Here is a 15,038-nt window from a genome sequence, read left to right on the forward strand (position 1 = left end):
TTAGTTACTCTTCTTTTGACCGTTTTTGTCTTGCAACTGTGATGGCACCAGAACCGTGGTCACGCGTTTGCCTTTATCGCTGAACGCCTGCATCTGCTGCTGTGGCACCAGATAGGTAATACGGTCGCCCTTCACGTTGCTATCGAGCTGTTCCAGATAGGCGTTGCCGGTGAGGGTGATCAGCTGCGGCGCGACGTCGTAACGAACTTTCTGCGCATGGCCTTTCACCGGCTTGCCGTTGTCCTGCATCTGGTAGAAGGTTACCGGATTGCCGAACGCTTCAATATAGGTTTTATTCTGATCGCCACCCGGGCGCGTGACCACGACCTTGTCGGCCTTGATCTCGATGGTGCCCTGCTTGATCACCACGTTGTCGGTAAAGGTGCTGACGTTGCTCTGCATATCCAGCGACTGTTTCAGCGAGTCGATACTTACCGGTTGGTCAGAGTCGGATTTCAACGCCAATGCGGGGGAGCTGGCGGTCAAAACGAGGCTGACGATCAACAGATTACGGAGTTGGCTTTGGGTTCTGAATTTCATAGTTGGTCTTGACCTTATCAATCAGCTCAGCGGTTTTGTTCCGCAGATTGCCACGCATTTTCATGCCGTTAGAGGTGAAATTCGTGCCGAACAGGGTGACTTCATCATCGGAAGAAACGTCCTGGGTGACCAGATTAATCTGGGCATTATCGGTTTTAATTTTTTCCAGCTGTGAGGTGGTTGTCAAACTGTTCACCTCCACGTGGCCGTACAGATACAGCATGCGGTTTTTGGTCAGCTTGGCGCGATCGGCGCGTATTGACCAGGTGGCCACGGCATGCTCATCAAACAGCGTCATCACCGGCTGGGTGAACCAGCTTAACTCATCGGCGGTGTAATATTTAACCTCTTCTGCCACCAGCTTGTAGCTTAGCTGCCCGGCGGGATTGTACACCACGGTTACGGTATGCTGGCTCTGATAGGTCGGCTCTTGGTTGTTGACCGGTACCGAATTGTCGTCATCGCTGAAATCGGCCATGTTCCAGCCAATCAGCGCCAGCGCGATCACGGTCAGCAAGAGGGTGATCCAAAGTTTGGTTTTACTCATATTGACAGCCCTTTGGCGTCCTCCAGCTTGTTTTGCGCCAGCAGGATCAGGTCGCACAGCTCGCGCACCGCACCACGGCCACCGTTGATACGGGTGACATAATGGGCGCGAGGTAACAATAATGGATGCGCATCGGCCACCGCGACGGCCAGACCGACTTCGGCCATGACCGGCCAGTCGATCAGATCGTCGCCGATGTAGGCGATTTCATCTGGCATCAGGGACAGTTTATCCAACAGTTCACGGAAGGCCAAAAGCTTATCGGACTGCCCTTGATACAGATGGGTGATATCCAACGTTTTTGCCCGGTCTTCCAGCAGTTTGGCCGAACGCCCGGTGATGATGGCCACCTCGATACCCGAGGTTTTCAGGCAGCGGACGCCATAGCCGTCACGGACGTTGAAGGCTTTCAGCTCTTCACCGTTATTCCCCATGTAGATCAGGCCGTCTGACAGCACGCCGTCGACATCACAAATCAACAGGCGGATTTTCCCGGCGCGGGCCATGACTTCTTCAGCTACCGGCCCGTAACAGGTTTCAACCAGACTCATGCAGTGGGTTCCTTTCATTAAACGACGCCAGCGCGCAGCATGTCATGCATATGTACCACACCCAGCAATTGGTCGCCATCGGCAACCAGCACGGCGGTGATATGGCGTTGCTGCATCAGATTGAGCGCATCGACCGCCAGCAGGTTCGGGCGCACCCGGATCCCGCCCAGCGTCATGACGTCGGTGATGTTGGCATTATTCAGATCGATGCCCATATCGAACACCCGGCGTAAGTCACCGTCGGTAAAAATACCGGCGATTTTCATCAGATCGTCGCAGATCACCGTCATGCCCAGGTTTTTACGGGTGATCTCCAGCAGCGCGTCGCGCAGCGAGGCTTCGGGGCTGACGTGCGGAATTTCGTCGCCGCTGTGCATGATATCACTAACGCGCAGCAGCAGGCGGCGGCCCAGTGCACCACCAGGGTGAGAGAGGGCGAAATCTTCCGGGGTAAAGCCCCGGGCCTTCAGCAGCGCTACGGCTAACGCATCGCCCATGACCAAGGTGGCGGTGGTGCTGGTGGTAGGGGCCAAACCCAGCGGGCAAGCCTCCTGCGGTACCTTGATGCACAGATGTACGTCTGCCGCCTTGCCCATCGAGCTTTCCGGGTTGTTGGTCATGCAAATCAGTGGGATCTGCTGGCGTTTCAACACCGGGATCAGCGCCAGAATTTCGTTCGACTCACCGGAGTTGGAGATCGCCAGCACGATGTCCTGCGCCGACACCATGCCCAGGTCGCCGTGGCTGGCTTCCGCCGGATGCACGAAAAACGCTGGGGTTCCGGTACTGGCCAGCGTAGCGGCAATTTTGCAGCCGATATGGCCGGATTTGCCCATGCCCATGACCACGACTTTACCGCAGCATCCGGCGATCGCTTCACATGCCCGGGTAAAATCGGCATTGATGTACCGATCGAGCTGGGCCAGGCCATCACGCTCAATCTGAAGCACTTCTTTGCCGGCCTGCTGAAAGTCAAAGCCCGGTTGCAACTGGTTAGATGACATACTCATTCTCAACGGTTAGCCGAACGTACTGAAAGGGTTAAAGAACAGCACTGCAAGATACGCAATAAAGCCACATAATAACAGAGCTCCCGCCAGATGACCGATACGATGTTTGCGGCCAATACACAGCGCGGCAAGCAGGATACCGGCCGCCAGCATGACCCAGTAATCGCGCTGGAAGGCTGCGGGATCGATACTGCCCGGCGATAGCAGGGCGGGGACGCCCAGTACGATCACCGTGTTAAAAATCGTCGAGCCGATGATATTCCCTACTGCCATATCATCTTCGCCTTTTAGTGCTCCGGCGATCGAGGTGGCCAGTTCGGGCAGGCTGGTGCCGATGGCGATAATCGTCAGGCCAACCACCAGTTCACTCAGGCCAAAGTAGTGGGCAATCACCGAAGCGTTATCGATGATCATCCTTGATGACAGCGGCAGAATAATGAAGGCCAGCACCAGCCAGAGAATGGCTACGGTGTTGCTGCTGTCCTGCGGCAGTTCGGCGAGTTGCTCTACCGTCAGGCTGTCGTTGCCTTCACGTTGCGCCAGCCTGGCGATTTTCAGCATCAGCAGAATAAAACCGGTGGCGGCCAACAGCAGCAGCACGCCATCGAAGCGGCTCAGGGTGTTATCCATCAGCACGTAGCCGCACAGCAGGATAACCCCCAGCATCAGCGGCAGTTCACGCCGTAACACTTCGGAGCGAACCGACAGCGGATGGATCAGGGCCGCCACCCCCAGGATCAGTAAAATATTGGTGATGTTGGAGCCAATCACGTTACCCACTGCCAGGTTGGTCTGCCCATTGAGGGCTGCGGTGACCGATACGATCAATTCTGGCAACGAAGTGCCAATACCGACTATCGTCATGCCGATAATCAACGGGGGAACCCCCAGCGAACGGCTAATCACCGCCGCACCATAAACTAATCTATCCGCCCCATACACCAGTAAAAATAAACCAACGATCAACAGCACTATCGCGAGAAACATTCAGGGTCCTATATTGGGGTATCATCCCGGTTCGTTGGTTAAAGACCATCATCGGCCAGCTTGCTTACCCTACGTTGTGTAAAACAACGAATTTCCCGGTTAAAGATCGAACTCTAAGACGGTGACAAATCTTTACGCATTCGCTAGGTAGGGGCGTTGCATGCATCGCCCTCGGTAGCATTGCCACGTTGTCATCGGTCTGAATTTTGTTTTTTTGCGTTATTTCCTAATTTTGACCGTCTGGAGCCTAAAAGTAAAACCTATGGCATCATTGGTAGCGCATTGAGGGTAAGTTTCGGTAAAAATGGGACGTATCGCCCCTATTGCTTTACCATCACGGATGATTTGGCAAAAAAATAGCCTGTACAGGATCAATAAACATGCACCAGAAGGCAGATAATCTGGTCGAAGTGCGCGGCATGAGCTTCTCTCGCGGCGATCGGCTGATATTCGAAGACATCAACCTGACGGTTCCCCGTGGCAAAGTGACGGCCATCATGGGGCCGTCCGGCATTGGTAAAACCACGCTGTTACGCCTGATTGGTGGCCAGTTGACCCCGGATTGCGGTGAGATCTGGTTTGATGGGGACAACATCCCGGCGCTGTCGCGCCATCAGTTGTATGAGTCGCGCAAGAAGATGAGCATGCTGTTTCAGTCGGGAGCGCTGTTCACCGATCTGACGGTATTTGAGAACGTGGCTTACCCGTTGCGTGAGCACAGCCGCCTGCCGGAGCCGATCCTGCGCAGCACGGTGCTGATGAAGCTGGAAGCCGTAGGGCTACGTGGCGCGGCAGATCTGATGCCGAACGAACTTTCTGGCGGTATGGCACGGCGAGCTGCCTTGGCGCGTGCCATTGCGTTGGATCCGGCATTGATCATGTTCGACGAACCTTTCGTTGGCCAGGATCCGATCACCATGGGCGTGCTGGTCAAGCTGATCGATGAGCTGAATAACGCGCTCGGGATCACCTGCATCGTGGTATCCCATGATGTGCCAGAAGTCTTGAGTATCGCGGATTACGCCTATATTGTGGCGGATCACCATGTGATTGCCGAAGGCTCGGCAGCGCAATTACAGAACAATCCTGATGCGCGAGTGCGTCAGTTTCTGGATGGTATTGCCGATGGGCCGGTACCGTTCCGTTACCCCGCCGGTGATTATCAGACAGAGCTTTTAGGGGAAGGGAGTAAATAACCTCATGTTTTTAAAGGCGTTAGCGTCGTTAGGACGCCGTGGCATCAACACCAGCGCAGCCTTTGGACGCGCTGGGCTGATGCTGTTCCACGCGCTGATCGGGCGCCCGGAACCGCGTAAACAATGGCCGCTGCTGCTCAAACAGCTACACAGCGTGGGCGTTCAGTCGCTGCTGATCATCATGGTTTCCGGTTTGTTTATCGGCATGGTGTTGGGGCTGCAAGGTTACATCGTCCTTACCACCTACAGTGCCGAGGCGAGCCTGGGCATGATGGTGGCGTTGTCATTGCTGCGTGAGCTGGGGCCGGTAGTGACCGCTCTGCTGTTCGCTGGCCGCGCCGGTTCGGCTCTAACGGCCGAAATCGGTCTGATGAAAGCCACCGAGCAGATCTCCAGCCTGGAAATGATGGCGATCGATCCGCTGCGGCGTATTGTTGCTCCACGTTTCTGGGCCGGTCTTATCAGCATGCCGCTGCTGACGATTATTTTCGTGGCCATCGGCATCTGGGGCGGCGCGATTGTCGGCGTGGACTGGAAAGGCATCGACAGCGGTTTCTTCTGGTCGGCGATGCAAGGGGCCGTTGAATGGCGTCAGGATTTACTTAACTGCCTGATCAAGAGCGTGGTGTTTGCCATTACCGTTAGCTGGATTGCGATCTTCAATGGTTACGATGCCGTACCGACCTCTGAAGGGATTAGTCAGGCAACGACAAGGACCGTGGTACATTCGTCACTGGCGGTGTTGGGATTGGATTTCGTGCTGACTGCACTGATGTTTGGGAATTGATTTGATGCAAACGAAGAAAAGTGAAATCTGGGTTGGGGCGTTTATGCTGATTGCGCTGTGCGCCATCATCTTCCTCTGCCTCCAGGTGGCCAATATTAAATCGATCGGTAATGAACCGACTTACCGTATCTACGCCACCTTCGATAATATCGGTGGTTTGAAAGCGCGTTCACCAGTGAAGATTGGTGGGGTGATGATTGGCCGGGTTGCGGCTATCTCGCTCGATCCGAAGACTTACACGCCACGCGTGGCGCTGGATATCCAGGAACAATACAACCAGATCCCGGACACCAGCTCGCTGGCGATCCGCACCTCCGGCCTGCTGGGTGAACAGTATCTGGCGCTGAACGTCGGTTTTGAAGATCCCGAGATGGGCACGACTATCCTTAAGGATGGTGGGACCATTCAGGACACCAAATCAGCCATGGTGCTGGAAGACTTGATCGGCCAGTTCCTCTACAAGAGCGGTGGTCAGGATAGCCCGAATTCACCGGATGGCACCGCTGCAGCTCCGGCACCGGATGCCGCTGCGCATTCCGCTACAACTCATTAATCGAGGAAACCTGCATGTTTAAACGTTTTTTAATGGTTGCCCTGCTGGTAGTTGCTCCGCTAGCTAATGCGGTCGATCAGACTAACCCATACAGCCTGATGCAAGACGCTGCGCAGAAAACCTTCACCCGCCTGAAAAGCGAGCAGCCAAAAATCAAGCAGGATCCCAACTACCTGCGCACCATCGTGCATGAAGAGCTGATGCCGTTCGTACAGGTGAAATATGCCGGTGCGTTGGTACTGGGCCGTTACTACAAAGATGCCACGCCAGCCCAGCGTGAAGCTTACTTCGCCGCCTTCCAGGCTTATCTGGAGCAGGCGTATGGCCAGGCGTTAGCCATGTACCAGGGCCAGACCTATCAGATCGAACCGGAACAGCCGCTAGGCAATGCCGATATCATCGCGATCCGCGTGACCATCATCGATAAAGGCGGTCGCCCGCCGGTGCGTCTGGATTTCCAATGGCGCAAAAACAGCAAAACCGGTTACTGGCAGGCATATGACATGATTGCCGAAGGCGTCAGCATGATCACGACCAAGCAGAATGAGTGGGCATCGACTCTGCGCCTCAAAGGTGTAGACGGCTTGACCCAGCAGCTGCAAGCGGCCGCCAAACAGCCGATCACCCTGGATCAGAAAAACTGATGGCCGCAGCGCTGAGCTGGGTATCACAACAGCAAACGCTGGTGCTGAGCGGCGAGCTGGATCGTGAGACGTTATTGCCGCTGTGGCAGCAACGTGAGACGCTGTTGGCAGATAAAACCGTGATTGATGTGGCTCAACTGCAGCGCGTGGACTCTTCCGGTCTGGCCCTGCTGCTGCATTTACGTGAGCAACGGCGCCAGCAGGGAATTGAGATAAAAATTTCCGGCATCACCGATCGGCTGCAAACGCTGATCACGCTCTACAATTTGTCAGCAATAATGCCTGTCGAAACCGCTAGTTAGCCACATTTATGGCTGTTCGACCGGGAAAAATCAGTTAAAGGCCCCTGTTGCTCAGGGGCTTTTTCTTTGGTTTAAGAAAGCGGCGGATTCCACTAAGATAGACGCCAAGAAGTCGCCCCGGGTGACTATGATCCTTCGATGCAGAATTGGATACTATGGAAAATAGCGAAATTAAAGACGTGCTGATGAAGGCGTTGGCACTGGAAGAAGCGCATGTGACCGGCGATGGCAGCCATTTTCAGGTGATCGCCGTGGGTGAACTGTTCGCCACCATGAGCCGCGTCAAGAAACAGCAAGCCGTCTATGCGCCGCTGATGGAATACATCGCGGACAACCGCATTCATGCTTTGTCGATCAAGGCATATACCCCAGAAGAGTGGCAGCGGGATCGCAAACTCAACGGATTTTAAGGCTGTTTGCCCAGCGGGCAGGCAGCTCAGAACAGATAACAGAGAGTAGTTAAATGGATAAATTTCGTGTGCATGGCCGGACCCGTCTTAGCGGTGAAGTGACCATTTCCGGGGCGAAAAACGCCGCCCTGCCGATCCTGTTTGCCGCCTTGCTGGCGGAAGAGCCTGTCGAACTGCAAAACGTCCCGAAGCTGAAGGACATTGACACCACCATCAAACTGCTCAGCCAGTTGGGCACCAAGATCGAGCGTAATGGCTCGGTCTATGTTGATGCCAGCGGCGTGAACGAGTTTTGCGCTCCCTACGATCTGGTGAAAACCATGCGTGCCTCCATTTGGGCATTGGGGCCGCTGGTAGCGCGCTTTGGCCGTGGCCAGGTATCGCTGCCAGGTGGCTGTGCCATCGGCGCACGTCCGGTTGACCTGCACATTACCGGCCTGGAGCAGTTGGGTGCGGAAATCAAACTGGAAGAGGGCTACGTCAAGGCCTCTGTGGAAGGGCGCCTGAAGGGCGCACATATCGTGATGGATAAGGTCAGCGTAGGCGCAACCGTCACCATCATGAGTGCTGCAACCCTGGCGACCGGTACCACTATCATCGAGAACGCGGCACGTGAGCCGGAAATCGTCGATACCGCCAACTTCCTCAACACGCTGGGTGCCAAAATCAGCGGCGCGGGCACGGACAGGATCACCATCGAAGGCGTTGAGCGCTTGGGTGGCGGGGTTTACCGTGTGCTGCCAGACCGTATCGAAACCGGTACCTTCCTGGTTGCCGCTGCCGTTTCCGGTGGCAAGGTGCTGTGCCGCAATACCCGTCCAGATACGCTGGATGCGGTGTTGGCCAAACTGCGTGAAGCAGGGGCCGATATCGAAGTCGGTGAAGACTGGATCAGCCTGGACATGCATGGCAAACGCCCGAAAGCGGTAACCCTGCGCACGGCTCCACACCCTGGTTTCCCAACCGATATGCAGGCGCAGTTCAGCCTGTTGAATCTGGTAGCGGAAGGGACCGGCGTGATCACCGAGACGATCTTCGAAAACCGCTTTATGCACGTGCCTGAGCTGATCCGTATGGGCGCACACGCGGAAATCGAGAGCAACACCGTGATTTGCCACGGCGTAGAGCAACTTTCTGGTGCACAGGTGATGGCGACCGATCTGCGTGCCTCTGCCAGCCTGGTATTGGCAGGTTGTATTGCCGAAGGCGTAACGGTGGTGGATCGTATTTATCACATCGACCGTGGCTACGAACGCATTGAAGACAAACTGCGTGCGCTGGGTGCCAATATCGAACGTGTGAAAGGCGAGTAATTGTAGCAGCTAATAACCTATGCCCCCTGCAGTGGGGCGTAGGTACTTCACCATCTTAGTGCCTCTCCCCAATCTTTCTTTGATTGCCCGATTCAAATCATTAATCAGGTTTATGATTAAAATTTTACTATAAAAAATTTCAATGTTTACAACGACATTTTTGCTATTAAGTGTCTGGAAACATTGATATCAGCTCTTATCCTCATTACTCTACGCTCGCGACAAATACTCCAGTCATGCTAATGCTATTCCCGCTAAAAGCGCCAGTTCGGTCTGTTTTAACCGCGAAAGACGGGTCATTGCCATTTGCGTGGCCGCCACACTCATTATTTGCGTCGTCAAGGAAGAACAGACATGCAACAGACCTTACCGGACTGGCTGAGGAACACTGCTGGCACGCCGTTATACGCCGTTCTGGCCAATACCAACGGTGCTGAAGGCATCAAAGCCTATTACCGTGAGGACGGCAGCCGCACGCCTTTCGGGCTTTATGCCAACACGCAATACGCCAACTGGTTTGAAGTGATGCCGGTGCTGGTAGCGCTTGATGACGGCAGCCCGTTCCTGCGCTGGGTAGCGGAAACGCCCCTGCGCAACTGGGGCTGGCTGGCGCGTTCGCCGCTGCCGCAGGCTACCATCACGGACCATCTTCGCGGCCTGACCAAAGTGCTCCTCCCTGACGGCAAAGACGTGTTTTTCCGCTACTGGGATGGCCAATATCTGCCGGGCCATATTGATTATTACGGCAACCAGTGGCGCGATATTCTGCCGGTATTCTCCGATTACTGGATCAATGGCCGAGCCTTTACCTGCCCGGTTAAGCCCGATGCCGTGTTACAGGCATTCCCCTGGTGGCAGATTCCGCAAGGATTACTGGATGCGTTGCTGGACGAAAGCGTCTTGCCTCTGGTGCTTAATATCCGCCAGACCCTGCGTCAGAACTATCCCGAAGTGGTTGCCCGTTGGCCCAACGCGATACTGGATAAAAAAATACGCCGCCTGCTGACTCCGCAGCGGCGTCACGATCCCCAGATCCTGGCCGAGATCCTGCGCACCCTCGAAGGATCATAATTATCATGGAGAGCCAATGTCATGGATAACATGTTCGAATTGCAACGTAAGCTGAGCGCTGGTCGCAGTGCAATGCGCGGAAATCCCCCACTACCCACAATGCCGCAGAAAGAGGACGACTATGTGGCGATGATCGCCGATTTTAGCCAGGTTATAGAACGCTATAAGAAGGAAAACGGCGACTGGTTTTATGGGCCATTGCTCAACATGAACCAGAGGCTCCGCATTGGTGATATGAAAAGCCGGGATGCCGGACTGACACAGGGCACGATCAGTGTCGCCATGACCTGCGGGAGAGAGCCGCAGCAAATTACCCTGACCCACGCTTTTCGTTCTACTTTTTACGTCCCCATTCCAAACGCCAGTTACAAGTTGGTTAAACGCCCCGTACTCTCCCGCCATGATAGGATCGCTTTCTCACGCGCCGGGCTTGATGCCAGACGGCTTGATCCCAGCGATGACATTCCTCTGGATCCCGACAGCGACCCCGGCCCGCTCCATTTCGATAAAGACGGCAAGGCGCTTATTACCTTACCCCCCTGCCAGGCAGGGTATGACTATGTGCTGCTGGTTAATCCCGATATTACCGAGGAGGATAAAACGCATTTGTATCAATCCTACCAGGCAGTGATTAAGGAATATTCCGACTTTCTGGTTAAGAAATGGGAGACGTCACAAAGGGCTGAATGGGCGCGTTTTATTGAAGCGGGTGCAGATGTCGACGTGTTGAAAGCGGCGGCGGAGTTTATGCACGGAGCTTACTCTCAACTCGCCCAGCTTTTCAAAACCCTTGAGGAGGTGTGGAAGTGGCTGACTCATGTCGACGAATACGCAGACAAATTACGGGCATTTTTTGACGATGAGGGTCTGGCGAAGTTAAAAGCCATGGCGGAACAAGGTAATGAAGAGCTGAGAGATGCTCTGAGCCTGTTGAGTGACGAGATCATGATGTTCATTATGGCTGTGGCCATCTACAACTACTTCCAGTTACTGACCCCACAGCAGCTCGCCAACTTTCTTGCCAACGCCTTTGGTAACCTGCTGGTGATGTTTGCTCTGATGCTGGTTCTGCCCGCCGGGATGTGCCAAAAAATGCTGTCCACGCTGGATACGCTCAGTGGCCTGGTTCACACTTCCGACGCAGGTAAGGCGGTTCAACATGGCTAAAAATCCGATAAAAATCTTTTCATTGAGATTCATCAGCCAGGATCTTGGCAAACTGTACCAACTGCCTCTCGAAGTGAGAAAACGCCTCAAAGGGACCCCGGCGCGGGGGGCGCTCCCGTTTAATTCGGAGAATTACAAAACCGCTACCCAGCCACGAGTCGGTGAGTTAACCAACCACACCAATGCGGGAATGGAGTATCAGGCAGGCACCAACAAAGTGGTGATCAAGTCAGATGCCCCCAATGCGAACGCCAGTGCGCAAACCCCTACTGGTGAGAACTCCCTACCTGCTGGCAAGACGCATGACAGTGGTGATCCGGTATCACTGTTTTCGGGTGAAGAATTGCTCAGCTTAAGTGATATCACCCTACCCGGCATCCTGCCCTTTGTCTGGCGACGCTTCTACCGCAGCAGCGGTATCGAACAGCGTGACGCACTGGGCTGGGGCTGGAGTCATAGCGCCAACCCACAACTGATCTTCGGCGTTGATGATCAGACACAGGAAGCCGTTGCCTGGTTCTTCGATGATGAAAACCGTGTCACCCGTTTCCTGTTGCCAACCCCGCACACACCGGTCACCACCAATCGTCTTGGCGGCGGTGTCATCAGCCTGAAGCAGGATGAGTTCAGCAACGAATATTGCGTACAGTGGAGCGAAGGACAAGGCACCTATCACTTCCTGCGTGACGGTGATGCCAGCTGGTTCCGAGGTATCAGTGATGGCTATGGTAACCGTGTTAACGCCAGTTACGATAACCAAGGGCGGTTGACCACTCTGGGGCACGACGAGGCTCGCCTCTGTTTTAACTACGACGACCCCAGTTACCCGCAAGGGATCGGTCAGATATTGCTACAAGCCCGTAATCCAGCCAGCACCAGCGCAGAGACGCACTGGCAACCTGGCACGGTGGTGGTGCACTACCGTTACAACGAACACCAGCAACTGATTAGCGCCACCAATGCCGCGGGCGACACAGAGCATTACCGCTATCGCGATGACAATGTCATCCTCTGCCGCACATTGGCGGGTGGCGCTGAATTCCATTGGGAGTGGCAGGGCGAAGGAAAAACGGCGCGTTGTGTTCGCCAGTACGGCAACTTTGGTCAACTGGATATTCTCTATCACTGGGACACCGCCAATCGTTGTGTCATCGTCACTCAAAAGGATGGCAGCCAGCAACGTTACCAGCACTCCCCACAGGCCTTATTGCTATCTGAAAAGGGGGCCGACGGCGCAGAAACCCGTTATGAGTACAATGATGACGGTGCCTGCATACGGGTTACCGATGCGCTGGGGTATCACACCGACTCCCTCTATGATCAAGATGGCACCCTGAGTACGGTCATCACGCCAGATGGTCAGATCACCTCTTATCACTGGTTGTTCAATCAGCTGATTTCTCGCACCCAAGGAGTCGGAGAAGGCGCACAAAAATGGCATTACACTTATGACATTAAAGGCGCACTAAAGAGCGAGACAGGCCCGGCGGGAACCACCACCCATTACAGCTACACGCCACGTGGGCAACTCAGCCATATCCGCTATCCCGACGGCAGCGAACAGCACCTGCAATGGGATACATTGGGCCGTCTGCTCAGTGATACCTCGCCGCAGGGCAGCCGTCAGATGCGCTATCAGGGGCTACAGACCCAGCCCTGTGAAGTGGAAGAGAACGACCAGATCACCCGCTACCAATGGGATGAACTGGACCGGCTGGTAAAAATCACCCATCCGGATGGCAGCACCCGGCAATATCAGTACAATGCCTATGGTAAAGTGACGCAACTCACCGATGAGGCCGGGCGCGTCACTGAATACCACTATGCAGCCCCCCTGCATCTGCTGACCGAGAAACGTCTGCCGGACGGCGGTAGCCTGCGTTATCGCTACGATAACGTGCATTTGCAGGTCAGCGAGATTGAGAACCAACACGGTGAGAAATACCGGCTCGGCTACACCGGTAGTGGCTTGCTGAGTGAAGAGATTGGCTTCGATAACGTCAAAACCACTTATCACTATGATGCCTGCGGTCGCCTGAGCGAGAAGCGCGAGTACGGCAACGACCACCAAAGCCCCCCTTTCATCACGCAATACCAGCGTGACCCGCTGGGCCGACTAACGCGTAAAATCCTGCCCGATGGCAAAGAGGAAGAATACCGTTACGACGAGGCGGGCCGCCTGAGTGAGGTATTGGACGGTGAAAACCCGCTAGCCTGGCAATATGACTCAGCCGGACGCCTGGAAGCAGAACACCAGTCCTGGGCCACGATGCGTTACCGTTACGATGAAGCTACGGGACGCCTGACTGGCATCAAACAGCCCAACGGGCAGTGGCAGGAATTCCATTACCAACACGGCAAACTGCAAGCCTCCAGCCTGGAAGGCCAGCCGCTGACGGCATACGGTTACGACCATCACCAGCGGCTGCAACAACTGCGCCAGGGCAATCGACTGGTCAATACCTTCGGGTATGACCCGTTAGGTCGATTGAGCCAACACAGCCTGCGTGAACCGGGTACAACGCCGGAAGAAGATCGACTGCACTGGCAACAGCAGTATACCTATCAGGCGGATGGAGAGCTGTCCAGCATTGAGGGCAACGATGCGCGGCAGTATCACTACAATGCCACCGGGGCATTAACCTCGGTCAGCTATCTGAACCCGCAATCAATCATTCCCCCAGCCCGGCAACCCGTTCACCGCTTGCCGCAGTTTCAGCCAGCAACCACAGCAAAGGAACAGCATCACGCCAACCCGAACGAGAGCTTCCGTTGGGATCGGCGGGGTAACCCGGTCAGCGATGTCCAACAGCACAGTGCGCCGGGCAACCGGCTGGCATTTTATGCCGATCGTCATTTTGAGTATGACCGTTTTGGTAATCTGATTGCAGAGCGACGTGGTAAAGACCACAAATTGGTCACACGCTATGAGTATGACTGTCGTCATCGCCTAATCCGTCACGAAACCCCGGACGGCAACGTTAGCACTTATACCTACGATGCTTTTAACCGCCGCTTGAGCAAGACCGTCAACGGCAAAATGATTGAATTTGTCTGGCGTGGCAATCAACTGGTGGCAGAAACCGATGGCAAGGGCTATTGGCAAAGCTACCTGTATGAGCCAGGCAGTTACCGCCCAATGGCGTTGGTGGTGGGAGAAGCTTCACGGGATCCGCAGGATAAACCCCCGGCGATCTACTGGTATCAGAACGACCACCTCGGCACGCCTCACGAACTGACCGACGGGAATGGTAACTCGGTATGGAAAGGCCGGTTCAGTGCCTTTGGACAGATGCGGGAAGAGTGGCTGGCAGAGGATGCCAGTGCCATTAACCAACAGCTGCGCTTCCAGGGGCAGTATGCGGACAAGGAAAGCGGGCTTTATTACAACCTGAACCGGTATTATGATCCGGGGGTTGGGCGGTATCTGACGGCGGATCCGGTAAAACTCGACGGTGGGCTGAACGCTTATCAGTATGTAGATGGGAACCCGGTTGGCTGGGTAGATCCGCTAGGGCTCAAAGGTATGCCGGAGTCGGATAGCACACCTACGGGGAATAGAAACACTGAGCCAAAAACATCACTTGATCGAGGATTACCACCGCTACCAGCAAGTTATTCACCACTAGACTGGGATGCAGTTGTTCCCCAGAAAGGAGCGTATGCCGGTCAAGTGAGAACCGATCATGTGAGATTGCATAATGTTGACAACTCTGCAAAACCTAATCATGGCGTTTTCTATGGCGATGGTGTTGATGTAACTAACCAAGCTTGGGAGCACGCTGCACGAACAGGTGTTACCCCTGACGCTACCGGCACACTTAAAGTAAAAATGGATAAACTGACAGGCCGTGCAGGAGGGAAGGCTGCAGATACAGGAGAACTATTTTATTCTGTAGAGATAAAATTAGTACCTGGAACAAACAAAATCATTACGTCATACCCAGCAAATTAATAAGG

The 15,038-nt window shown here is 54.7% G+C and carries 15 protein-coding genes; 10 read left to right on the forward strand and 5 right to left on the reverse strand.

The window, feature by feature from the left end; all coding sequences use genetic code 11:
- From lptA to ACX9GU_RS03125, 5 genes are read right to left on the reverse strand one after another with little or no spacing between them, the layout of a single operon-like run.
- Positions 1-540 carry a lipopolysaccharide ABC transporter substrate-binding protein LptA gene (gene lptA / locus ACX9GU_RS03105; protein WP_473193814.1) on the reverse strand — a complete coding sequence of 180 codons (540 nt, stop codon included), beginning with the start codon at positions 538-540 and terminating at the stop codon, positions 1-3.
- Complete coding sequence (gene lptC / locus ACX9GU_RS03110; RefSeq protein ID WP_473193815.1) at positions 509-1,087, reverse strand: LPS export ABC transporter periplasmic protein LptC; 579 nt, start codon at positions 1,085-1,087, stop codon at positions 509-511. The genes lptA and lptC overlap by 32 nt, the downstream gene beginning before the upstream one ends.
- Complete coding sequence (kdsC, locus tag ACX9GU_RS03115) at positions 1,084-1,638, reverse strand: 3-deoxy-manno-octulosonate-8-phosphatase KdsC (protein WP_473193816.1); 555 nt, start codon at positions 1,636-1,638, stop codon at positions 1,084-1,086. The genes lptC and kdsC overlap by 4 nt, the downstream gene beginning before the upstream one ends.
- A gap of 17 nt (positions 1,639-1,655) precedes the next feature.
- Complete coding sequence (kdsD, locus tag ACX9GU_RS03120) at positions 1,656-2,642, reverse strand: arabinose-5-phosphate isomerase KdsD (protein WP_024530620.1); 987 nt, start codon at positions 2,640-2,642, stop codon at positions 1,656-1,658.
- Positions 2,643-2,657: 15 nt separating this feature from the next.
- Complete coding sequence (locus ACX9GU_RS03125) at positions 2,658-3,635, reverse strand: calcium/sodium antiporter (protein ID WP_021806956.1); 978 nt, start codon at positions 3,633-3,635, stop codon at positions 2,658-2,660.
- 380 nt (positions 3,636-4,015) lie between these two features.
- On the opposite strand from ACX9GU_RS03125, the gene mlaF reads away from it, so the two are divergent.
- From mlaF to ACX9GU_RS03175, 10 genes are all read left to right on the forward strand, one after another.
- Positions 4,016-4,831, forward strand: coding sequence for a phospholipid ABC transporter ATP-binding protein MlaF (gene mlaF, locus ACX9GU_RS03130; RefSeq protein WP_473193817.1), 816 nt, complete (start codon positions 4,016-4,018; stop codon positions 4,829-4,831).
- A gap of 4 nt (positions 4,832-4,835) precedes the next feature.
- Positions 4,836-5,618, forward strand: coding sequence for a lipid asymmetry maintenance ABC transporter permease subunit MlaE (gene mlaE / locus ACX9GU_RS03135; protein WP_021180693.1), 783 nt, complete (start codon positions 4,836-4,838; stop codon positions 5,616-5,618).
- Positions 5,619-5,622: 4 nt separating this feature from the next.
- Positions 5,623-6,171, forward strand: a complete 549-nt coding sequence (gene mlaD / locus ACX9GU_RS03140; protein ID WP_473193818.1) for an outer membrane lipid asymmetry maintenance protein MlaD — start codon at positions 5,623-5,625, stop codon at positions 6,169-6,171.
- 14 nt (positions 6,172-6,185) lie between these two features.
- Complete coding sequence (mlaC, locus tag ACX9GU_RS03145; protein WP_046808023.1) at positions 6,186-6,815, forward strand: phospholipid-binding protein MlaC; 630 nt, start codon at positions 6,186-6,188, stop codon at positions 6,813-6,815.
- Positions 6,815-7,117, forward strand: a complete 303-nt coding sequence (mlaB, locus tag ACX9GU_RS03150; RefSeq protein WP_368438435.1) for a lipid asymmetry maintenance protein MlaB — start codon at positions 6,815-6,817, stop codon at positions 7,115-7,117. Before mlaC ends, mlaB begins: the two co-directional genes overlap by 1 nt.
- Positions 7,118-7,272: 155 nt before the next feature.
- Positions 7,273-7,527, forward strand: coding sequence for a BolA family iron metabolism protein IbaG (gene ibaG, locus ACX9GU_RS03155; protein ID WP_021180689.1), 255 nt, complete (start codon positions 7,273-7,275; stop codon positions 7,525-7,527).
- A gap of 53 nt (positions 7,528-7,580) precedes the next feature.
- Positions 7,581-8,840 (forward strand): UDP-N-acetylglucosamine 1-carboxyvinyltransferase, encoded by a 1,260-nt coding sequence (murA, locus tag ACX9GU_RS03160; protein ID WP_021180688.1) that lies wholly within the window; start codon positions 7,581-7,583, stop codon positions 8,838-8,840.
- 354 nt (positions 8,841-9,194) lie between these two features.
- The gene (locus ACX9GU_RS03165; protein ID WP_473193819.1) at positions 9,195-9,911 is read left to right on the forward strand and encodes a DUF4123 domain-containing protein; all 717 of its coding nucleotides are present in this window, start codon (positions 9,195-9,197) and stop codon (positions 9,909-9,911) included.
- A 21-nt stretch (positions 9,912-9,932) separates the two neighbouring features.
- Positions 9,933-11,078 carry a hypothetical protein gene (locus ACX9GU_RS03170; protein ID WP_473193820.1) on the forward strand — a complete coding sequence of 382 codons (1,146 nt, stop codon included), beginning with the start codon at positions 9,933-9,935 and terminating at the stop codon, positions 11,076-11,078.
- Positions 11,071-15,033 (forward strand): RHS repeat-associated core domain-containing protein, encoded by a 3,963-nt coding sequence (locus tag ACX9GU_RS03175; protein ID WP_473193821.1) that lies wholly within the window; start codon positions 11,071-11,073, stop codon positions 15,031-15,033. The genes ACX9GU_RS03170 and ACX9GU_RS03175 overlap by 8 nt, the downstream gene beginning before the upstream one ends.
- Positions 15,034-15,038 lie beyond the last annotated feature (5 nt).

It is taken from the genome of Serratia sp. K1WW1, assembly GCF_055790865.1.

Coding starts and splice junctions, on each gene's coding strand:
- lptA (WP_473193814.1), bottom strand. CDS start 540: ATGAAATTCAGAACCCAAAGCCAACTCCGTAATCTGTTGATCGTCAGC.
- lptC (WP_473193815.1), bottom strand. CDS start 1,087: ATGAGTAAAACCAAACTTTGGATCACCCTCTTGCTGACCGTGATCGCG.
- kdsC (WP_473193816.1), bottom strand. CDS start 1,638: ATGAGTCTGGTTGAAACCTGTTACGGGCCGGTAGCTGAAGAAGTCATG.
- kdsD (WP_024530620.1), bottom strand. CDS start 2,642: ATGTCATCTAACCAGTTGCAACCGGGCTTTGACTTTCAGCAGGCCGGC.
- ACX9GU_RS03125 (WP_021806956.1), bottom strand. CDS start 3,635: ATGTTTCTCGCGATAGTGCTGTTGATCGTTGGTTTATTTTTACTGGTG.
- mlaF (WP_473193817.1), top strand. CDS start 4,016: ATGCACCAGAAGGCAGATAATCTGGTCGAAGTGCGCGGCATGAGCTTC.
- mlaE (WP_021180693.1), top strand. CDS start 4,836: ATGTTTTTAAAGGCGTTAGCGTCGTTAGGACGCCGTGGCATCAACACC.
- mlaD (WP_473193818.1), top strand. CDS start 5,623: ATGCAAACGAAGAAAAGTGAAATCTGGGTTGGGGCGTTTATGCTGATT.
- mlaC (WP_046808023.1), top strand. CDS start 6,186: ATGTTTAAACGTTTTTTAATGGTTGCCCTGCTGGTAGTTGCTCCGCTA.
- mlaB (WP_368438435.1), top strand. CDS start 6,815: ATGGCCGCAGCGCTGAGCTGGGTATCACAACAGCAAACGCTGGTGCTG.
- ibaG (WP_021180689.1), top strand. CDS start 7,273: ATGGAAAATAGCGAAATTAAAGACGTGCTGATGAAGGCGTTGGCACTG.
- murA (WP_021180688.1), top strand. CDS start 7,581: ATGGATAAATTTCGTGTGCATGGCCGGACCCGTCTTAGCGGTGAAGTG.
- ACX9GU_RS03165 (WP_473193819.1), top strand. CDS start 9,195: ATGCAACAGACCTTACCGGACTGGCTGAGGAACACTGCTGGCACGCCG.
- ACX9GU_RS03170 (WP_473193820.1), top strand. CDS start 9,933: ATGGATAACATGTTCGAATTGCAACGTAAGCTGAGCGCTGGTCGCAGT.
- ACX9GU_RS03175 (WP_473193821.1), top strand. CDS start 11,071: ATGGCTAAAAATCCGATAAAAATCTTTTCATTGAGATTCATCAGCCAG.